A 19,909-nucleotide genomic window follows, 5' to 3' on the forward strand; every position below is an offset into this window, starting at 1 on the left:
CCGGCAATGATCAAAGTAGACCTACTACAAAATGGTAAAGTGATTGCAACGCAAGAAGTAAGCGAAGCAAGCGGTTGGAAATATGCATTTACAGACTTAGCGGCATATGATGCCGAAGGAAAGGCATATAAGTATGAAGTGAAAGAACAACCGGTAGATGGATATCAATCCGAAGTACATGGTTATGACATCACGAATACAAAAATCAAAGACGAAACAGGTGTAGATCCAAAAGATCCAAAAGATCCAAAAGATCCAAAAGATCCAAACACAAATAACGATTCAAAAGTTCCACCTACTGAAGAAAATGATAAGCCGACATCAATGCTTCCTAATACAGGAGGAACATCAGCGGAAATGATTTCAATCGTTGCAGGTATGATATTATTCGTTTTAGGTGGAATTCTATTCACTCGACAACGAATAAAATAATAAAAAAGCTTTAGATTATTGATTACACTGTAATCTGAGTAGCAGACAAATTAAAAAATTACTATTGATATTACTCCCTTTAGGTAGATATTCAAAAAAACTTCACGATAAAGTGAAGGGAAGAATGCAACCTGAAGGGGGTTTTTCTATGGCGAAATTAGAAATAGTATTTTGTAAAGTTTTGTTCTTGAATGATTGCAGCAGTAGCTCCTGTCCAGCAAAAGTTAATACACCTACAAGAATCGTTTTTTTTATAATAGAAATGCCTTCTTATCAAGTATGATAATTATTGTTATATTTGATTATTGTTATATTTAGTATTATACATGATAATATCTTGAAATAAATATGCTTTTATGCATATTTATTTATTTTTTTAACAAAAAAAGCCACCACTTTGGAGTGAGTGGCTTTGGTGATAATTAAGCAGCTTTCTGCCCTGTTTGTACCACCGGTTTTTGCAGAACATCATAAACACCAGTGCCGATGACATCTAAAGCCATTTTCATACGTTCAGGTGAGATGTTTTCTAGAACGTTATCTTGCGGCGTATGGTATACCTTTTCAATATGATAGATGAGTGGATCCCAACTATCTACTCCCATCCAGATGAATAGAGCGGCAGGGATGCCAGCGTAAGCGAATGGTACATGGTCACTAGAACCAAACTTTCCTTGCAGAACAAGATCATTATTTAACTGTTTCCCAGCATTTAATGCTGCGTCTGTTACAAGATTCGTAGAACCATCTGGCGTCATTGCATATAAATTTTTTGCTTTATCATAGTTTGTAGCAACCATATCAGCATTAAAAACGCCTAGAATACGATCGCGTTCTTTTTGAGATAAGTTGTCAACGTAGTGCTCTGAACCAAGCAACCCCATTTCCTCTGAACCGAAAGCAATAAATCGGATTTCTTTGTCAGTTTCTACATTTTGAAATGCGCGAGCTAGTTCTAATACTAACCCTGTTCCAGAAGCATTATCATTTGCTCCTGGTGCCCCAGCAACGCTGTCATAATGTGAACTTACAATAACAGCTTTCTCATTTCCAGTGCTCTTTTTCGGTTTCTTTTTCGCGATAACATTTAGAGATTGTAAGTTTGATTCATGTCGTGCTTTTAAAGAAAGGATTGTACTTCCCTTTTTTGCTAATTCTTCTTTGAAGGCATTACCTTGTGCATAAGCAAGACCAAATACAGGGATGGACTGTTTTTTCGTTAATCTTGGATTGAAAGTTTGGCCATAGTTGCCGCGGCCGCCAATTAGGCTATATAAGAGAACGCCTTTTGCACCTTTTGCAACGGCATTTTCTACTTGTTTGTTGTAGTCTGCTGCTGTTGCACCTCTTTCAAATAAGACAATTTTTCCGTTTACTTCATTTGGAATTTCCTCTAATTTTGTCCCATTCGGCACAAAAATAAGAGGAGCGGTGACAGCCTCAGTAGAAATTAAAGCATTTGGGGCGGCGCCTGCTTGCCAATTTTTTGAACGTGATAAAGGAGAATCAATAAATCCTACATATTGATCAGGTACAGCAAATGGCTGATATTCTACTTCATATCCCATTGACTGTAATTTCATCCCAACATAGCGAGAAGCCCATTTTTCTGATTGTGTTCCACCAGGGCGCGGGCCAATTGTTTCTGATAAAAAACGGACGTGTTCGATTGCACGGTTAGCATTAACTTGCCCTGTAATAGGTGGAGTTTTGATCGTTTCTGGCGGGGAATCAGCTTTTGCTTGTCCAATTGGAGCTAAGCTGACAGCGAGTGTTGCAGCAAGCAAAGAGCTTACTATTTTTTGTTTCAATGTTCTCTTCATATATTCCGCTCCTATTCTTCTATTCTATCTGACTGACAAAAGAAGACGGATAACGACTCTATTCTATCTCTTGTTTTTTGTATTTTCAATCAATTCAAGTTGAGAAATAAAAGTAGAATTATTTCATATGCATATATGCATATTTTTAGAGAGGATGTATGTGCTATTATTTTAGACAAAGGTTCGCTTTCTTGTTTTGAAAGCCCCTAAATTGCATGTCTAGTGTACCCAAGCTTTAGAATATGTAGAGAAAAAGAAATCTATGGTGAGATTTCTTTTTCTCATGCTTGAACCTTTTGAACATGATAATTGTCATGTTTCCACATTTCATGATAATTATCATTAGATGTAAGGCATCCATATGAAAAGAAGAGAAATCAGTGTGATTTCTCTTTTTTTTGTATAGAAAAAGGAATGCCACTTGCATTCCTTTTATCCCTTACAGTTCAGTTAAAATAATCGGCTCACCGCGTGTTACGACGACTGTATGTTCACATTGTGCAACAAGGCTTTTATCTGGTGTTACAAATGTCCAACCGTCATCGCCGCGTTCAATAATATGGTCAGCCTTCATAGAAATGAAAGGTTCTACAGCGATAACAAGACCATCTTTAAGAAGTGCATTATCCATTGGATCGTAGTAGCTTAGAATGTGATTTGGTGCTTCGTGTAAGCTAAGACCGATGCCATGCCCTGTTAAGTTTTGGATAACGGCATAGCCATTTTTATGAGCAAAGTTAGAAACTGCACGACCGATTTGGTTTTGTTTCGAACCAGCTTTTACTTTTTTCATTGCTGCCCAAAATGCATCTACTGCTGCTTGGCAAAGTTTTTCTTTTTCTTCATCTTGCCCAAGAACAAAAGAGATACCTGTATCTGCATAATAACCGTCAAGTGCCGCAGATACATCAACATTTACTAAGTCGCCTTCTTTTAATACTTGATCTTTTGGAATACCGTGTGCAACTTCTTCATTTACACTAATACAAGTTACACCTGGGAAATCATATTCTTTTTCAGGTGCAGAAATAGCACCGTGCTCATCTAATACTTTTTTACCGATCAAATCAAGCTCTTTCGTTGTCATACCTGGCTTTGCTTGTTTTTTCATCTCTTCGCGTGCAAGCGCAACAACGCGGCCGATTTTTCGTAAACCTTCTAAATCCTTCTCATTACGGATGATCATAAAAAAAACCACTGTCCTTCCTCGAATATATATCTTACACGATTGTATCATGTTTATTTTTGTCCTGCTACTGGCGTACGGTTAGTATACTTTTTAAGGAGCCTTGATGGGTTTCATAGGAACTTCATGACAATTGTCATATTCATATCATGACGTATTTTACTGTTTTCCAGCTCTTCCAATTTATACAATGTAAATATAAGGAACAGTGGAGGTGGCAAGATGGAAAAGATTATTGAAGTAAATGGTGTTTCAAAAACATTTAAACATAAAAAGGCTGTAAATAACGTTTCATTTCATGTAGAGAAGGGGCAGATTGTTGCACTTCTTGGGCCAAACGGTGCAGGGAAAACAACAACAATCTCAATGATGCTTGGATTAAAGGATCCATCAGAAGGAAGTGTTTCTATATTTGGAAAGAGTCCCAAGCAGCGAGCAGTTCGTAATCGCCTCGGTGCAATGCTACAAGAGGTGAGTGTTATCGATAGTATATCAGTGGAGGAAGCAATTGATCTATTTCGCAGCTATTATACGAATCCAGTTGCAAAAGAAACATTACTTCAGTTATCAAATTTAGAATCGGAAAAAAGGCAGCGTTGTGAAAAATTATCAGGTGGTCAAAAAAGAAGATTAAACTTTGCACTCGCACTTGCTGGAAACCCAGATTTATTATTTTTAGATGAACCGACTGTAGGAATGGACATTACATCTAGAAAGGCTTTCTGGGAAACGATTCGAAAGCTAGCGAGTGAAGGGAAAACGATTATTTTGACAACGCATTATTTAGAAGAAGCAGATGCGTTAGCAGATCGAATTTTACTATTTGCAAACGGAGAAATCATTGCTGATGGAACTCCAGAGGAAATGAAAGCAACGATTTCTCGAAAAACCATTTCATTTTACACAAAAGAAAAAATTCCAACAGACTTGCTGAAGGGGTTACCGCATGTTACAGCAGTACAGTTTCATGAACCGCGTGTTATTCTCACAACAGATGATACGGATGCTACGTTGCAAGCAATTTATAAAGAGAATTTACCTGTTACAGATATCTCAGTTGAACGAGGAAGTCTTGATGAAGCGTTTGAACAGTTTGTCGCAAATCAGAAGGAGGGAATTGTATGAAAGCCTTATGGATGCAATGTAAAATAGAAATCTTACGTACGTTTCGCAATAAATTATTTATCTTTTTCTCATTATTAATGCCAGTTCTGTTTTATTACATTTTTACAAATGTCATTCAAGTACCGCAGAACGGAGATGCTTGGAAAGCGCACTATTTAATTTCGATGGCTACTTTCAGTATTGTAGGAACAGCACTTTTTAGTTTTGGTGTGAGACTTTCTCAAGAAAAAGGGCAGGGATGGACACATCTTTTGAAAATTACACCACTTCCAGAGGGAGCATATTTAACAGCTAAAATTATTTCTCAAACAGTGGTAAATGCTTTTTCAATACTTGTGATCTTTATTGCAGGTATGCTAATCAATAACGTGGAATTAACGATCGGGCAATGGATTGGTGCTGGATTATGGCTATTAATAGGTGTGACGCCGTTTTTAGCACTTGGAACGATTGTAGGTTCAATTAAGAAAGCAGATGCAGCTTCTGGTCTCGCAAACATCTTAAATATGAGTTTAGCAGTACTAGGCGGTTTATGGATGCCGATTGAAGTGTTTCCGAAAGTGCTAAGAACAATTGGAGAGTGGACACCAACATATCACTTCGGAAGCGGGGCATGGGATATTGTAGCGGGGAAATCTATAGGCTGGGAGAATATCGCGATTTTAGGAGGTTATTTCCTTATATTTGTTGTAATATCAATATATATAAGAAAAAGACAGGAAGCGGTATAACATGATAGAGAAGAAGTTTGAGATTTTTCCGAAACATATGGGATTCTTTCCGTATATATGGCTTGTATATTTAGCGTTTCCAATCTACACATTACTACAAGAAACTGGTTGGAAACTATTGTTAGGAAGCGGTATGCTAGTAATCTTTGTTTTGGCATACCGACAACTTTATTTTGTGCAAAAGACATTTATGATGTGGGCATGTATACAAATGATCATCGCATTTGTGTTAGGTTTTTTTTATAATCCATATCTTATTTATTTAGGCTTTTTTACTGCAAATGCAATAGCATTTGCACCTACAAAGAAATCATTCCGAATACTATTTTCTTTATTAGTACTAACCGTTATCACATTCATATTTGTATACAGAAATGATTTTTCGTTGACATCTTTTTTAGGTGCTGTACCAATGTTTATTATGATGCTTCTGATGCCTTTTGCTATGCGTAGTTTTAATCAAAAAAAGGTGTTAAGGAACCAGTTAAGTGAAGCAAACGAACAAATTAAAGATCTAGTAAAACGTGAAGAACGTCAGCGAATCGCCAGAGACCTTCACGATACTTTAGGACATACGTTATCCCTCATTACTTTAAAAAGCCAGCTTGTTGAGAAGCTGATTGTAAAAAATCCAGAGCGTGCAAGTATAGAAGCGAAGGAGATTACGCAAACATCGCGCACGGCCTTAAAGCAATTGCGTGAATTGATTTCCGATATGCGGATGATTACTGTGGAAGAAGAGCTTGAGCAAATAAAGGCTATCCTGCAAGCTGCTAATATTTCACTAGAGGTAAAGCAGAAAGCAAATTCTGGTGTATTATCACCACTTGAGCAAAATATTGTAGGTATGTGCTTGCGAGAAGCGGTAACGAACGTTGTAAAGCATAGTAAGGCGACGGAATGTATGGTTTCCTTATTTGAAACGCAAGGAGAACTGATTTTGCAGGTGAAAGATAATGGAGTGGGATTACAAGCACAAAGTCATGATGGGAATGGCATTTTAGGTATGAAAGAACGGCTTGCACTTATTGATGGAGCACTTGAACTAGATGAAACGCATCCTGGGACGATGTTAACGGTGAAGGTTCCAATTGTAATTAGAACAGGAAAAGATGAGGTGAGAGCATGATTAGAATCATCATTGCTGAGGATCAACGAATGCTTAGGGGAGCGCTCGGAGCTCTGCTTGATTTAGAAGATGACATTGAAGTGGTAGGGCAGGCGGAGAATGGTGAAGAAGCTTTAAAATTAATTGAAAAGTTGCAGCCAGATATAAGTATTATGGATATTGAAATGCCGATTCAAAGTGGTTTAGATGTTGCAGAGGAATTGCAAAAGAAAAAATTACTATGCAAAGTAATGATTTTAACAACATTCGCACGTCCAGGTTATTTTGAAAGAGCAATGAAAGCAGGAGTTCATGGATATTTATTAAAGGATAGCCCAAGTGAAGATTTAGCAGCCGCAATCCGTAATGTAATGCAAGGGAAACGAGAGATTTCCCCTGAATTAATGTTTGGACTATGGCAAGAGAAAAATCCGTTATCAGATCGTGAGAAAGAAGTACTTTTGTTAGCGAAAGAAGGAAAAACAGCAAATGAAATTGCCAAGAAACTGTATCTTTCATCTGGTACTGTACGGAATTATATTTCAGATGTGTTAACAAAATTAAATGCGAAAAACCGAATTGAAGCAATTGCGATTGCGGAAGAAAAGGGCTGGATATGAAAAAAGATGTTTACCGGTTATAGTGGTAAACATCTTTTTATTCTTTTTTTTGAACCTCTATCACTAAAATGTAAAGTCTATGACATAATATAGATTTTACTTCATTTTTCGACAAAAAATTTGTTATAGTAAGATTAGGTTGCTGTTCTAGATTTTGGACAACTTTACCACTAATTGTCTTAATTACCCCATGTTTATCTACTTGAGCAATGATGTCTTGGTCATATATTTCATCATTTTTATATGATTGGGAAAGACATACTTCGGTTTGATTTTCTTGTAGGTTGAAATTCAACATCTTTTCAGTGGTAACTTGTTTTTGTTACGCGTTAACCTCTTTTGCTTCATCTTTTAAGTATTTTTAGTAATATTTCCTATTGTTACGTTTTGTGGTTCAGTTTATTTACTAATTATCAAGCTAGGTTGAGTAACTTCAATGTTCACTTCATTGTTATTAATTTTTGGGGCACGATAATTGCTGCTACATGATAAGGGATAGAATAGAACAGAAGTAAGGAATATACTAGCAACTTTTATATTATTCATCTCTAACATTTGGAGTCTTGTATGTGTATAAGATGATTTATAAGAAAAGTGTGCTAAATGATATATATTATGCAATATTTCATGTTTAAAAGTGCCGGAAAACTATTATTGTAGTGGTATGACAACTTGAAAAGTTAGATTTCTGTAATGGGATGGTGAGCTATTATGCACGCAGAAAAGCTGGGAGCTGAAATAAAGAAAATTAGAATGTTAAGAGGTTTAACACAAAAGCAGTTGTCTGAGAATATATGTCATCAATCAGAGGTAAGCAGGATTGAGTCAGGAACGGTATATCCAAGTATGGATATACTGCAAGGGATTGCAGCAAAGCTAAGGGTTCCCATTATTCATTTTTATGAGGTTCTTCTTTATTCTGACCTCGAAAGAAAGAAAAAGTTTAAGAATCAAATTCAATTATTGTGTAAGAAGAAGCAGTATGATGAAATTCATAAAATTGTTTCAGAGGAGTTAAAGAAAGAAGAATGTCATCCTGAATTTAAGCAATTTCTTCTATGGTATTATCATTTATCTTCTTATGCTTTAAAGAAAGTCAATTTTGAATACTGCATCTCAGAGCTGAAAAATATAATCCATCGGCAATATGGTGGGGTAGATGTGTTTCAAAATTTATATATCGAAAATTCGATTGCTATTATTTATGCAGAAAATAACCATTTAGAAAAAGCTATTACATTATTTCAAGATATTTTACAACAGCTGGAGTCATTGCAGAGTGATCAAGATTTTGTTGTTAAGGTTCGATATAATTATGCGAAAGCTTTATGTTTAAATAATGAATATGCAAAGTCGCTTCAGCAAGTAGATAAAGCAATTGAAACGTCGCGACTTATTGGGAGTATGCAGCTTCTTGGGCAACTGTATTATCAAAAGGGAGAGTGCTTAGAGAAATTAATTTATCCACCAAGAGAAATTACAGTTGTTTATGAAAAGGCTTTATTCTTTTTTGATTTACTAGATTTACATTCTAACAAAGAGATATTATTAGCAAAAATGGGATTAGCTGATCGTAATGAACAGACAATATTCTCTAGCTAATTAAATTGATTCCGCTATTCGTGGACAGTAATTCCCCCACTTCAAGATTAAAAGAGAAAAGAGGAAGATAGGTGGACGATAACTGCCCGTAAAAGCCCAGTCGGTGAGGGCTAACAATCAGTGCGGAATGAAGAGTACTCCCACTGATGGAAGTTTCATTCTGTATTTTTAAATAATGAAACCATAAGAGAATATGCATAATTGCATTTTTAAAAGAAATTATTTCATGATATATTTAGAGAAAATAGAGCATAGGGTGATGAGTGATGAAAAAAATTCTTGCATGCGGTTTAATGGCAATGGCAATGCTAGCTGGTATTGCATTCGGAGTGAGTCAAGATCACGCATTAACAAATCAACAGGAACAAGTACAATTAGCTTCAGATATACCATTTGAACATTAAGATAAAAAAGAACCCAAGTGAGGGTTCTTTATTTTTGTTAGGGATAAAAGTGTTAGATAATTCAAAGCTCTTGAATGTAGTCAAAGGTTTAGGTATGTAAGAATGATTATTATTCCTTGCTCTTAACACCTTCGGCAATTACACCAAAGAGAAGAGAATCGTGAAACAGCGTTACAATTACCATTGTAACGCTGCACCGCTTATTCGTCTCACTCCTCTTATAGAAGCAAGTTCATCTACGAACTGAAAAAGTGCTAAATCTTTTTGTTTACTCTCAATCATAATATCGAAATCTTGATTTAGTTCTCTCGTGATGTGTAAAAAGGGTTTTATAAATGTAGCATCAATATAATTAGCGTGTGACCTGAATTCCTTCTCTGATTTTGGTGAAGAAATATGAACCTTAGGAATGGTATTTGTATGATCCCACGTTTTGAAAATAGCTGGTAGCAGTGCTTCTAACGGTTCATCACAAAGATTTGCCATGTGATGATGATAATCAAATATAAAAGGGATTCTTTCTAGCTTACAAACGGCTAATGTTTCAGAAGCTGTATATGTTTTATCATCATTTTCAAGTGTCATTTGCTGCTTGATATGAGGGGGGAGCTTTTTTAAGTTTTCATGAAAGCGTAGTAAAGCTTTCTCTTTGTTGCCGTATGCACCTCCAATATGGATATTAATGTAGGAAGAGTCTGCTAATCCCATTGCATCTAATACGTTATAGTGATATGTCATATCTAAAACCGCATTATCTGTAATATGAGGTTTTTCACTTGTAAATAATGTGAATTGATTTGGATGAAAGCTGACTCGTAAGTTATGCTCTCGAATTAATTTCCCCATCTTACGCCAAAAGGGTGTAAATATATCGATATAATCAAAATCAACTTCAGGATGGGTTGCGAGCGGGACGATAGAAGATGATAATCGGTATAATGGAATTTCATGTGCGATATTGTAATGCAGGATACGTAATGTATGCATAAGGTTTTGCATTGTAATATTATATAATTTTTCTTCTCGTTCCTGTTTCCCAAGCTTTTTCCACGTTGTAAACGTCATTGTTTTTGCAGGAGAACAGTCCCACAAAGCGACTGCATGTGAGACATACCCAAAGCGCATAATCATCTGTCCTACCCCCGTTATTTATTATTTAATTATAAAAGTTTCATTTCATAAGAAAAACGCTAGTAACGTCCCAATCCATTCTTTACTTTTATCAACAAGGGAGAGGGAGGAAACCTCTTTCCATGTAAGCAATGTAGATCCCTCTATATCTTTGCTAATGTGCACCTTAATTTCTTGTATAAAAGCCCGATCATATAGGAGACAATTTATTTCATGATTGATGTATATACTTCTCATATCAAAATTAGCTGTTCCGATATCACAAATATGATTATCTACCATAATAATTTTCGCGTGAAAAAATCCTTGTTGAAATTCATAAATATGACACCCTGCTCTCATCAATTTCCGGCAGTATGGTAATTTAGCTTCGCGAACGAGTGGGTGATCTGCTTTTTTAGGAACGAGAATCGTAATGCGAACACCTCGTTTTTTTGCTTGTAATAATGCATTCATTACTATTTTTCCCGGAATGAAATAGGGTGTCCCAATATATAATTCCTCTTTTGCACTTTCAATAAGTGATACAAATGTTTCCTGTAAATAGGCACCGTCTGTTGGGATAAAGCGGTGTAGCATAGGACCTGGAAACTGTTTAGGAAAAAATGATGCTTCTTCTAATAAATCTTCATTTGTATCATCGCGCCAATCGTGCAAAAATTGTTTTTGTAAATCTTGTACGCCTTCGCCGGTCAGGCGTAAATGATAATCACGCCAAAGGCCCAATTCAGGATCATGCCCCAAATATTCTTCTCCGATGTTGAAACCTCCAATATAGCCAATTTCCCCATCGATAATCGTAATTTTTCTATGATTTCTTTGGTTTGCAGAAAAAAAGAGAAAAGGGATCTTGATTTTATGGCAATATGAAAAAGATACACCATGTTGCCTGAGTGAGCGAATGGCTTCATCTGATAAACGATGGCTTCCTATACGATCGAGAAGGAGGCGTACTTCTATACCTTGTTTGGCTTTTTCAGTGAGAAGCTGTAAAAAGGTTTGACTAATTTCATCATTTTTGACAATGAAAAATAAAATATGTATATGATGCTTTGCCCTCTTTATATCCAGAAATAAATCATTGTATAAATTTGTTCCCCATGTATACAATTTAAAGTTGCTACGTCGTAAGGGAAAGGGGCGGGACTTTATTTTTTTTAAATGATGTTTTCTTCCAAGTAAAAAGTCGAGTGAGACCCATATGACTAAGCATATTAGTAATAGAGATAAAAAGACCATTATCAAATTACCTCCTGAGAATTCATTCTTATAGTTTCACCTAAATAAACAGCTTTATGAAAAAATGTTGTGTTGTATAACAAAAAACTGTTGACTGAATGCTCACTCATTATATAATGGGGATAGGGGATATAATTCAGAAAATTATTTATTTTCGAAGATTCTAAAAGAAAGAGGGCTTACAAAGAGAGGGGTATCATAAAAATGAATAGTTTACTGATCATTAATTGGCTGGCTGCCATTGCTGTTATTGCTTATGCTGGATATTTGTTTGTATATTTGATACGAACAAGGATGGCCTACATACAATTAGGAAAAAAAGTAGAATTTGATCGCCGCTTTAAAGAGAGGTGGGATATTCTTAAGGTTAACGTTTTCGGTCAAAAAAAATTGCTGAAAGATAAGAAAAGCGGTATCATGCACGTTATGTTTTTTTACGGATTTATTCTTGTCCAATTTGGAGCAATTGACTTCGTTTGGAAAGGATTAGCACCAGGATCACATCTTCCATTTGGACCACTATACCCTGCATTTACATTCTTCCAGGAAATTATCACACTTATGATTTTAATCGCAGTTTTTTGGGCTTTTCATAGAAGATACGTTGAAAAACTTGTTCGTTTAAAACGTAATTTTAAATCAGGCCTTGTTCTTATTTTTATCGGAGGCTTAATGCTTTCTGTACTACTTGGTAACGGAATGGGCATTATATGGCACGGCGAAGAGCTTTCGTGGAGCGAACCAATCGCTTCTGGAATCGCTTACGTTTTCTCAGGAATAAATGAAACCGCAGCTATTTCTGTGTTCTATTTCTCTTGGTGGGTGCATCTACTTATTTTGTTAACGTTTTTAGTTTATGTACCACAATCAAAACACGCACATTTAATTGCCGGACCTGCTAATGTATTCTTTACTCGCCTTTCTAATCCAGGGAAACTTGAAAAAATTGATTTTGAAGATGAGACACAAGAAACATTCGGCGTTGGGAAAATTGAGGATTTCAAACAGACGCAGCTTATTGATTTATACGCTTGTGTAGAGTGCGGGCGCTGTACAAATATGTGCCCGGCAACAGGAACGGGCAAAATGTTGTCACCAATGGATTTAATTTTAAAACTTCGCGATCACTTAACGGATAAGGGGGCAGCGGTAACATCACGGGCTCCATGGGTTCCGGCGGTTGCGTTTAACAATACACAAGGAAATCAGTTAGCGATGATGGCAGCGGGGCAAGGGCAACAAGAATCGGCTGCTACAGCACTTGCTTATGATCCAAGTTTAATCGGAGACGTCATTACAGAAGAAGAGATTTGGGCATGTACAACGTGCCGTAACTGTGAAGATCAATGCCCAGTTATGAATGAACACGTTGACAAAGTTATTGATTTACGTCGTTATCTCGTTTTAACAGAAGGAAAAATGGATCCAGAAGCGCAGCGTGCGATGACAAATATTGAGCGCCAAGGGAATCCGTGGGGGCTGAACCGTAAAGAGCGTGAAACGTGGCGCCAAGGCGATGATGAAGTAACCGTTCCAACTGTGAAAGAGAAAACAAAGGCTGGCGAAGAGTTCGAATATTTATTCTGGGTAGGATCAATGGGATCTTATGATAACCGCAGTCAGAAAATTGCGATATCATTTGCGAAGCTGATGAATAAAGCGGGCATTTCCTTTGCGATTCTTGGTAATAAAGAAAAGAACTCGGGAGATACGCCGCGCCGCCTTGGAAACGAATTTGTATTCCAAGAGATGGCCACAAAGAACATTGAAGAATTTGAAAAAGCAGGCGTGAAGAAAATCGTTACGATTGATCCGCATGCCTATAACACATTTAAAAATGAGTATCCAGACTTTGGCCTACAAGCAGAAGTCTATCACCATACAGAATTATTAGCACAGTGGGTGAAAGAAGGACGATTAGAGCCGGTTCACCGTATTGAAGAGACGATTACGTATCATGACTCCTGTTATTTAGGAAGATACAACGAAGTATATGAAGCACCGCGCAGTATTTTAAAAGCAATTCCAGGTGTGAAAGTTGTTGAAATGGAGCGTAATCGTGAAACAGGCATGTGCTGCGGTGCAGGCGGCGGACTTATGTGGATGGAAGAAACAACAGGTTCGCGCATTAACGTTGCACGTACAGAACAAGCACTTGCTGTGAAACCGTCAATCATTGGTACGGGATGCCCGTACTGCCTAACGATGATTAGTGACGGTACGAAAGCAAAAGAAGTAGAAGAGCAAGTTCAGACACTTGATGTAACAGAGATTTTAGAACGCTCTGTAATTGGGGCTAAAAAAGAAGTTATGTAATACGTAAGAATCCATACAACTTTAGAAAGAGGTGCAAGATTTGCACCTCTTCTCAGCGTAGGAGTATCGAGCGGGCGCTCAGCGCCGAAAAAAGAAATGGGGGAAATAAACGTGGTAAGAACAGTTATTTTAAGTGCTGCAAGAACGCCGGTTGGAAAGTTTGGGGGATCTTTAAAGGATGTAAAAGCAACGGAACTTGGAGGAATTGCGATTAAAGCTGCGCTTGAGCGAGCGGATGTTGCTGCAAATGATGTTGAAGAAGTTATATTCGGAGCGGTGATTCAAGGAGGACAGGGGCAAATTCCTTCGCGCCAAGCGGCGAGAGAAGCTGGACTTCCCTGGGAAACTCGTACAGAAACAGTGAATAAAGTTTGTGCATCTGGTCTTCGTGCTGTAACAATGGCTGATCAAATTATTCGTACTGGAGATCAAACGCTTATTGTAGCAGGCGGAATGGAATCAATGAGCAATAGTCCTTATATTTTACAAGGTGCACGATGGGGATACCGGATGGGACATAATCAAGTTGCCGATCTAAATGTAGTAGATGGCTTAACGTGTTCATTTTCTGGCGTACATATGGGTGTGTATGGCGGAGAAGTCGCGAAGGAGGACGGAATCTCTCGCGAAGTGCAAGATGAATGGGCATATCGCAGTCATCAGCGTGCAGTTTCTGCGCAGAAGGAAGGTCGATTTGAAGAGGAAATCGTACCAGTATCTGTACCGCAGCGAAAAGGTGAGCCGATTGTTGTTACAAAAGATGAAGCGCCGCGCGAAGATACAACAGTTGAAAAGCTAGCAAAGCTAAAGCCTGTATTTGATAAAACAGCGGCAGTAACGGCTGGAAATGCACCAGGGTTAAATGATGGCGGCGCGGCGCTTGTATTAATGAGCGAGGACAGAGCGCAGCAAGAAGGAAGAAAACCGTTAGCGACGATTTTAGCACATACAGCAATTGCGGTAGAAGCGAAAGATTTCCCAAGAACACCAGGGTATGCGATTAATGAGCTTTTGAAGAAAACAGGTAAGACAGTGGATGAGATTGACTTATTTGAGATTAACGAAGCCTTTGCAGCAGTTGCAATTGCGAGTGCAAATATTGCAGGAATTGATCCGGAAAAAATTAACGTAAACGGTGGCGCGGTTGCGATGGGACATCCAATTGGAGCAAGCGGGGCACGGATTATTGTAACGCTTATTCATGCATTGAAGCAACGCGGCGGCGGCATTGGAATTGCATCGATTTGCAGCGGCGGTGGCCAAGGCGACGCGATTATGATTGAAGTTCATTAATAAAAAGGGGGAGAAAAAATGAGTGTGCAAAAAATTGTTGTAATCGGTGCGGGGCAAATGGGTTCAGGTATTGCACAAGTATGTGCGATGGCAGGATATGACGTATATATGCAGGATTTGAAACAAGAGCAATTAGATCGGGGATTATCCATTATTACAAAAAACTTAGCACGCCAAGTAGAAAAAGGACGCATGGATGAAGAGTCAAAGGAAGCAACTTTAAATCGTCTTACAGCGACGCTTGAATTAAATTGTGTAAAAGAAGCAGATCTTGTTATTGAGGCAGCCGTTGAGAAAATGGATATTAAAAAGAAAATTTTCGCGAATTTAGATGAAATTGCACCAGAACATGCGATTTTGGCGACAAATACATCGTCTTTACCAATTACAGAAATTGCAGCGGTAACGAAAAGACCAGAGAAAGTAATTGGGATGCACTTTATGAATCCAGTTCCGGTTATGAAGCTTGTTGAAATCATTCGGGGTCTTGCAACAGATGATGCAGTATACGAAACAATCGAAGACATTACAAAGAAAATCGGAAAAGTACCAGTTGAAGTAAATGATTTCCCTGGATTTGTTTCCAACCGTATTTTATTACCGATGATTAATGAAGCGATTTATACGCTATATGAAGGCGTCGCAACAAAAGAAGCAATTGATGAAGTGATGAAGCTCGGTATGAATCATCCAATGGGGCCGTTAACATTAGCAGATTTTATTGGTCTAGATACGTGTTTATACATTATGGAGGTTCTGCATGAAGGACTAGGAGATAGTAAGTATCGCCCATGTCCGTTATTACGTAAATATGTAAATGCTGGTTGGTTAGGTCGAAAAACAGGTCGTGGTTTCTACGTATACGAATAGAAAGCAAGGGTAGGTCTCCCTCTTTTTTACAAAGTAGTGGTCTTACCAGGTGGTTGAAAAAAGATATATCGCAAATGGGGGCGGGGCATATGAATTTTCGTTTTACAGAAGAGCAGCAGATGATGAGGAAAATGGTTCGAGATTTTGCACAAAAGGAAATCGCTCCCTTTGTTCCAGAGATGGAACAAGGGGTGTTTCCTAGAGAGATTTTGAAGAAAATGGGTGAACTTGGACTTATGGGGATTCCAGCACCAGCGAAATATGGCGGTGCGGAAATGGATTTCATTTCTTACATTTTAGCTATTGAGGAATTATCAAAGGTGAGCGCGACAATTGGTGTTATTTTGGCGGTACACACATCGGTTGGAACAAACCCAATTTTATATTTTGGAACAGAAGAACAAAAGCAAAAATATGTTTCTAAACTAGCGACGGGTGAATACTTAGGTGCATTTGCTTTAACTGAGCCAAATGCGGGATCAGATGCAGGTAGCTTAAAATCAAGAGCCGTAAAGCAAGGTGATCACTATGTCATTAACGGTTCGAAAGTATTTATTACAAACGGTGGCGAGGCGGATACATATATCGTGTTTGCTTCTACGAATCCAGATGCAGGGAAGAGCGGAATTTCTGCGTTTATTGTAGAGAAAGATACACCAGGCTTAATCGTTGGAAAAGACGAACATAAGATGGGACTGCTTGGTTCTCGTACAGTGCAATTAACATTTGAAGATATGAAAGTACCAGTAGAAAACCTGCTTGGTGAAGAAGGACAAGGTTTTAAAGTAGCGATGGCGAATTTAGATGTTGGTCGCATTGGTATTGGAGCACAGGCACTTGGCATCGCCGAGGCAGCGCTAGCATGTGCAGTGGATTATGCGAAGGAGCGTCAGCAATTTGGAAAGCCAATTGCCGCGCAGCAAGGACTGGGCTTTAAACTGGCGGATATGGCTACGAGCATAGAAGCTGCGAGGTTACTTGTATATAGAGCGGCATCGCTTAGGGCACAGGGACTTCCTTGCGGGAAGGAAGCATCTATCGCAAAGCTGTTTGCTTCGAAAACAGCGGTCGATGTCGCAATTGAAGCGGTACAAGTATTTGGCGGTTACGGCTATACGAAAGATTATCCAGTTGAGCGATTTTTCCGTGATGCAAAAATTTGTGAGATTTATGAAGGAACGAGTGAAATACAGCGGCTTGTTATTAGCCGAGCATTATAAAGAGAAGAGAGAGTGAGGGGAAGGAACATGGATTTTAAATTATCAGAAGAGCATGAAATGATACGAAAAATGGTTCGAGATTTTGCGAGAAATGAAGTGGCGCCGACAGCAGCGGAGCGAGATGAAGAAGAACGATTTGACCGCGCTTTATTTGACCAAATGGCGGACCTTGGTTTAACAGGAATTCCATGGCCTGAAGAATACGGCGGGATTGGAAGCGATTACTTAGCGTATGTGATTGCTGTAGAAGAGTTATCTCGTGTTTGCGCTTCGACAGGTGTCACGTTATCTGCTCATACTTCGCTTGCTGGTTGGCCCATTTTTAAATTTGGAACAGAGGAACAAAAACAAAAGTTTTTACGCCCGATGGCAGAAGGGAAGAAAATTGGTGCATATGGTTTAACAGAGCCAGGTTCTGGTTCAGATGCAGGCGGAATGAGAACGACAGCGAAGCGAGATGGGGATCACTACATTTTAAATGGTTCTAAGATTTTTATTACAAATGGCGGCATTGCTGATATTTATGTTGTCTTTGCATTGACTGATCCAGAATCAAAGCAGCGCGGCACAAGTGCATTCATTGTAGAAAGCGATGCGCTAGGATTTTCAGTTGGTAAGAAAGAGAGCAAGCTTGGGATTCGCTCTTCACCAACAACAGAAATCATGTTTGAAGACTGCCGTATTCCTGCTGAAAATTTACTTGGCGAAGAAGGACAAGGGTTCAAAATTGCAATGCAGACGCTAGACGGTGGTCGTAACGGTATTGCGGCGCAAGCTGTTGGTATTGCGCAAGGAGCTTTAGATGCTTCTGTGGAGTATGCAAGAGAACGGCATCAGTTTGGAAAGCCAATTGCTGCGCAGCAAGGAATTGGTTTTAAATTAGCAGATATGGCGACAAGTGTAGAGGCAGCACGCCTATTAACATACCAAGCTGCTTGGCTAGAATCAGAAGGACTTCCGTACGGAAAAGAATCAGCGATGTCGAAGGTGTTTGCTGGGGATACAGCGATGAAAGTAACGACGGAAGCAGTACAAGTATTTGGTGGTTACGGTTATACGAAAGATTACCCGGTAGAACGGTTCATGCGTGATGCAAAGATTACGCAAATTTATGAGGGAACACAAGAGATTCAAAGGCTTGTAATTTCTCGCATGTTAACGAAATAAGAGAAAAAGCGTAGGTATTTTCCTACGCTTTTTCCTTCCAAATGGTAGAGAGAGGTGAAGAGGATGGTTAAGCACAATGTGCATGCGTCTGTAAAGGATGAGAAATTGGTTGCACTAAGGCGCGAGCAGATGATTAAAGGAGCGGTGCAGCTCTTTAAGCAAAAGGGATTTCCTCGTACAACAACGAGGGAAATTGCAAAAGCGGCCGGGTTTAGTATTGGGACACTTTACGAATATATCCGTACGAAAGATGATGTGTTGTATTTAGTATGTGATAGTATTTATGAACATGTAAAAGAACGATTAGAAGAAGTGGTCTGCACGGAAAAAGGAAGCGTTGAAAGTTTAAGGGTAGCCATTACGAATTATTTTAAAGTAATGGATGAGTTGCAAGAAGAAGTATTAATTATGTATCAAGAAGTTCGTTTTTTACCGAAAGAGTCTCTTCCATATGTACTAGAAAAAGAGTTTCAAATGGTGGGAATGTTTGAAAATATTTTAGAACAGTGTACGAAAAATGGCACATTTACATTAACGAAAAAGGAAATTCAACTGCTGGCTCATAATATTTTCATTCAAGGACAAATGTGGGGATTTAGACGCTGGGCCCTGCAAAAACTTTATACGTTAGAGGAATATACAGAAATGCAGATTAGGTATGTATTACATGGCGCGCATATGCTTCCGAAATAAAACGATATTAGGCGGGAGAGAGCATCTAGCCATGCATAGAAGCGGCCAGTGCCTTTTTTAGCTCCATGCCGAGTGAGACCAGAAGGAGAAAATGAGAGGAAATCCCCACTGATTAAAGTTTCACTTTATATAGTCCCTACAGGTTAATCTTGTAAATACTGGTCTGTAATCACTTTTATCGATTGCTCGTGAAAGTTTCCCGTTTTTTTTGTAGCATATTTGTTGGAGTTTTGTTTATAATGAATAGTATGGATTTTTTTAAACAGGCCGTTATATATAGGATTATATTTTAAGAAAGGAAGTGCCGCATAAGTGGATTTTAAGAAATATTCACCAGAAGAGCTAAAAGAATTATCCATGATTGAAGTTGTACATAGTGTTTTAGAGGATAAAAGACAGGCAACGTCATTCCATGATTTAGTTCAGGAAATCGCTCAAGTGCTGGGACTATCTCAAGAACAAGTTGCTGCGAAGATCGCACAATTCTATACAGATTTAAATATTGATGGACGTTTCATCAATTTAGGAGAAAACCGTTGGGGGATACGCAGTTGGTACCCATACGAGCAAATTGATGAAGAAATTTTACCTCAGCCAAAGCCTAAGAAAAAACGTAAGGTTGAAGAGGAAGAAGATTTTGATGACTACATTGAAGAAGACGAAGACGACTTCGACGGTGATGACGAAGAAGATGATGATGTAGAAGATTTGGACAAGGTTCTTGACGAAGACGATGATCTTGATGATTTAGATGAAGATGATGAAGAGGAAGAATTCGCTGACGAAGAACTTGAGTATGATGAAACAGAAGAAGAAGAGGAAGAAGTGTAGTTCTTGACTTTTTATTATCGTCCATGTAGAATCATTTTTGGGCTCTTTAAAACAGGACGATAATACTTTTAAAGTGTAAATATAAAAGAAAATTGCTCCCTACTTATTACTTTTCGTG

At 38.3% G+C, this 19,909-nt stretch carries 20 protein-coding genes; 15 read left to right on the forward strand and 5 right to left on the reverse strand.

The features are described from left to right. A partial coding sequence (locus C568_RS0107625; RefSeq protein WP_018781163.1) for a Cna B-type domain-containing protein occupies nt 1–432 on the forward strand: 432 nt, incomplete at its 5' end. A gap of 148 nt (nt 433–580) precedes the next feature. Beyond that, nucleotides 581–715 (forward strand): hypothetical protein, encoded by a 135-nt coding sequence (locus C568_RS36075; protein ID WP_018781164.1) that lies wholly within the window; start codon nt 581–583, stop codon nt 713–715. A 139-nt stretch (nt 716–854) separates the two neighbouring features. On the opposite strand, the gene C568_RS0107635 is transcribed toward C568_RS36075, so the two are convergent. Continuing rightward, nucleotides 855–2,255: a M28 family metallopeptidase gene (locus tag C568_RS0107635; protein WP_018781165.1), complete on the reverse strand. Its 1,401-nt coding sequence runs from the start codon at nt 2,253–2,255 to the stop codon at nt 855–857. A 439-nt stretch (nt 2,256–2,694) separates the two neighbouring features. Next, on the reverse strand, nt 2,695–3,492 hold the full coding sequence (gene map, locus C568_RS0107640; protein WP_026008493.1) for a type I methionyl aminopeptidase: 798 nt from the start codon (nt 3,490–3,492) through the stop codon (nt 2,695–2,697). Nucleotides 3,493–3,663: 171 nt separating this feature from the next. Here map and C568_RS0107645 point away from each other — a divergent pair, with 171 nt between their 5' ends. The 4 genes from C568_RS0107645 to C568_RS0107660 are packed head-to-tail and all read left to right on the forward strand — an operon-like array spanning nt 3,664 to nt 7,025. Continuing rightward, entirely contained in the window at nt 3,664–4,566 is a 903-nt protein-coding gene (locus tag C568_RS0107645; protein ID WP_006096684.1) for an ABC transporter ATP-binding protein, read from the forward strand. Next, nucleotides 4,563–5,297 carry an ABC transporter permease gene (locus C568_RS0107650; RefSeq protein WP_018764904.1) on the forward strand — a complete coding sequence of 245 codons (735 nt, stop codon included), beginning with the start codon at nt 4,563–4,565 and terminating at the stop codon, nt 5,295–5,297. Before C568_RS0107645 ends, C568_RS0107650 begins: the two co-directional genes overlap by 4 nt. A 1-nt stretch (nt 5,298) precedes the next feature. Then, complete coding sequence (locus C568_RS0107655) at nt 5,299–6,426, forward strand: sensor histidine kinase (protein WP_018781166.1); 1,128 nt, start codon at nt 5,299–5,301, stop codon at nt 6,424–6,426. After that, nucleotides 6,423–7,025, forward strand: a complete 603-nt coding sequence (locus C568_RS0107660; RefSeq protein ID WP_018781167.1) for a response regulator transcription factor — start codon at nt 6,423–6,425, stop codon at nt 7,023–7,025. Before C568_RS0107655 ends, C568_RS0107660 begins: the two co-directional genes overlap by 4 nt. 37 nt (nt 7,026–7,062) lie before the next feature. Here C568_RS0107660 and C568_RS35245 read toward each other — a convergent pair whose 3' ends face one another. Beyond that, entirely contained in the window at nt 7,063–7,323 is a 261-nt protein-coding gene (locus tag C568_RS35245) for a hypothetical protein (protein ID WP_018781168.1), read from the reverse strand. 413 nt (nt 7,324–7,736) lie between these two features. On the opposite strand from C568_RS35245, the gene C568_RS0107670 reads away from it, so the two are divergent. Both C568_RS0107670 and C568_RS0107675 read left to right on the forward strand, forming a co-directional pair. Further along, a complete protein-coding gene (locus C568_RS0107670) occupies nt 7,737–8,627 on the forward strand; it encodes a helix-turn-helix domain-containing protein (RefSeq protein ID WP_018781169.1) in 891 nt (296 codons plus the stop codon). 266 nt (nt 8,628–8,893) lie between these two features. Then, complete coding sequence (locus tag C568_RS0107675; protein ID WP_018781170.1) at nt 8,894–9,031, forward strand: quorum-sensing peptide PapR; 138 nt, start codon at nt 8,894–8,896, stop codon at nt 9,029–9,031. Nucleotides 9,032–9,208: 177 nt separating this feature from the next. Here the strand turns inward: C568_RS0107675 and uvsE are convergent, their stop codons facing one another. Beyond that, nucleotides 9,209–10,162, reverse strand: coding sequence for a UV DNA damage repair endonuclease UvsE (gene uvsE, locus C568_RS0107680; protein ID WP_018781171.1), 954 nt, complete (start codon nt 10,160–10,162; stop codon nt 9,209–9,211). Nucleotides 10,163–10,207: 45 nt separating this feature from the next. Further along, nucleotides 10,208–11,401 carry a cardiolipin synthase gene (cls, locus tag C568_RS0107685; protein WP_018781172.1) on the reverse strand — a complete coding sequence of 398 codons (1,194 nt, stop codon included), beginning with the start codon at nt 11,399–11,401 and terminating at the stop codon, nt 10,208–10,210. 204 nt (nt 11,402–11,605) lie between these two features. Here cls and C568_RS0107690 point away from each other — a divergent pair, with 204 nt between their 5' ends. The 7 genes from C568_RS0107690 (at nt 11,606) to rpoE (ending at nt 19,791) form a co-directional block, all read left to right on the forward strand. Further along, complete coding sequence (locus tag C568_RS0107690) at nt 11,606–13,717, forward strand: (Fe-S)-binding protein (RefSeq protein ID WP_018781173.1); 2,112 nt, start codon at nt 11,606–11,608, stop codon at nt 13,715–13,717. A 9-nt stretch (nt 13,718–13,726) separates the two neighbouring features. After that, nucleotides 13,727–15,010 (forward strand): acetyl-CoA C-acetyltransferase, encoded by a 1,284-nt coding sequence (locus C568_RS0107695; RefSeq protein ID WP_026008494.1) that lies wholly within the window; start codon nt 13,727–13,729, stop codon nt 15,008–15,010. 18 nt (nt 15,011–15,028) lie between these two features. Further along, nucleotides 15,029–15,880 (forward strand): 3-hydroxybutyryl-CoA dehydrogenase, encoded by an 852-nt coding sequence (locus tag C568_RS0107700; RefSeq protein WP_006096674.1) that lies wholly within the window; start codon nt 15,029–15,031, stop codon nt 15,878–15,880. 89 nt (nt 15,881–15,969) lie between these two features. Beyond that, nucleotides 15,970–17,100 (forward strand): acyl-CoA dehydrogenase, encoded by a 1,131-nt coding sequence (locus C568_RS0107705; protein WP_018781174.1) that lies wholly within the window; start codon nt 15,970–15,972, stop codon nt 17,098–17,100. Nucleotides 17,101–17,127: 27 nt separating this feature from the next. Continuing rightward, nucleotides 17,128–18,267, forward strand: coding sequence for an acyl-CoA dehydrogenase AcdA (gene acdA / locus C568_RS0107710; protein ID WP_003202333.1), 1,140 nt, complete (start codon nt 17,128–17,130; stop codon nt 18,265–18,267). 63 nt (nt 18,268–18,330) lie between these two features. Next, on the forward strand, nt 18,331–18,960 hold the full coding sequence (locus C568_RS0107715) for a TetR/AcrR family transcriptional regulator (protein ID WP_018764915.1): 630 nt from the start codon (nt 18,331–18,333) through the stop codon (nt 18,958–18,960). Nucleotides 18,961–19,272: 312 nt separating this feature from the next. Beyond that, a complete protein-coding gene (gene rpoE, locus C568_RS0107720; protein ID WP_006096672.1) occupies nt 19,273–19,791 on the forward strand; it encodes a DNA-directed RNA polymerase subunit delta in 519 nt (172 codons plus the stop codon). Nucleotides 19,792–19,909: the final 118 nt, after the last annotated feature.

The organism is Bacillus sp. 95MFCvi2.1, from assembly GCF_000374965.1.
GTDB classification, from domain to species: Bacteria; Bacillota; Bacilli; order Bacillales; family Bacillaceae_G; genus Bacillus_A; species Bacillus_A pseudomycoides.

Bases quoted from the DNA above. Each gene is read 5' to 3' on its own strand.
- C568_RS36075 (WP_018781164.1), top strand. From the start codon at position 581: ATGGCGAAATTAGAAATAGTATTTTGTAAAGTTTTGTTCTTGAATGAT.
- C568_RS0107635 (WP_018781165.1), bottom strand. From the start codon at position 2,255: ATGAAGAGAACATTGAAACAAAAAATAGTAAGCTCTTTGCTTGCTGCA.
- map (WP_026008493.1), bottom strand. From the start codon at position 3,492: ATGATACAATCGTGTAAGATATATATTCGAGGAAGGACAGTGGTTTTT.
- C568_RS0107645 (WP_006096684.1), top strand. From the start codon at position 3,664: ATGGAAAAGATTATTGAAGTAAATGGTGTTTCAAAAACATTTAAACAT.
- C568_RS0107650 (WP_018764904.1), top strand. From the start codon at position 4,563: ATGAAAGCCTTATGGATGCAATGTAAAATAGAAATCTTACGTACGTTT.
- C568_RS0107655 (WP_018781166.1), top strand. From the start codon at position 5,299: ATGATAGAGAAGAAGTTTGAGATTTTTCCGAAACATATGGGATTCTTT.
- C568_RS0107660 (WP_018781167.1), top strand. From the start codon at position 6,423: ATGATTAGAATCATCATTGCTGAGGATCAACGAATGCTTAGGGGAGCG.
- C568_RS35245 (WP_018781168.1), bottom strand. From the start codon at position 7,323: ATGTTGAATTTCAACCTACAAGAAAATCAAACCGAAGTATGTCTTTCC.
- C568_RS0107670 (WP_018781169.1), top strand. From the start codon at position 7,737: ATGCACGCAGAAAAGCTGGGAGCTGAAATAAAGAAAATTAGAATGTTA.
- C568_RS0107675 (WP_018781170.1), top strand. From the start codon at position 8,894: ATGAAAAAAATTCTTGCATGCGGTTTAATGGCAATGGCAATGCTAGCT.
- uvsE (WP_018781171.1), bottom strand. From the start codon at position 10,162: ATGATTATGCGCTTTGGGTATGTCTCACATGCAGTCGCTTTGTGGGAC.
- cls (WP_018781172.1), bottom strand. From the start codon at position 11,401: ATGGTCTTTTTATCTCTATTACTAATATGCTTAGTCATATGGGTCTCA.
- C568_RS0107690 (WP_018781173.1), top strand. From the start codon at position 11,606: ATGAATAGTTTACTGATCATTAATTGGCTGGCTGCCATTGCTGTTATT.
- C568_RS0107700 (WP_006096674.1), top strand. From the start codon at position 15,029: ATGAGTGTGCAAAAAATTGTTGTAATCGGTGCGGGGCAAATGGGTTCA.
- C568_RS0107705 (WP_018781174.1), top strand. From the start codon at position 15,970: ATGAATTTTCGTTTTACAGAAGAGCAGCAGATGATGAGGAAAATGGTT.
- acdA (WP_003202333.1), top strand. From the start codon at position 17,128: ATGGATTTTAAATTATCAGAAGAGCATGAAATGATACGAAAAATGGTT.
- C568_RS0107715 (WP_018764915.1), top strand. From the start codon at position 18,331: ATGGTTAAGCACAATGTGCATGCGTCTGTAAAGGATGAGAAATTGGTT.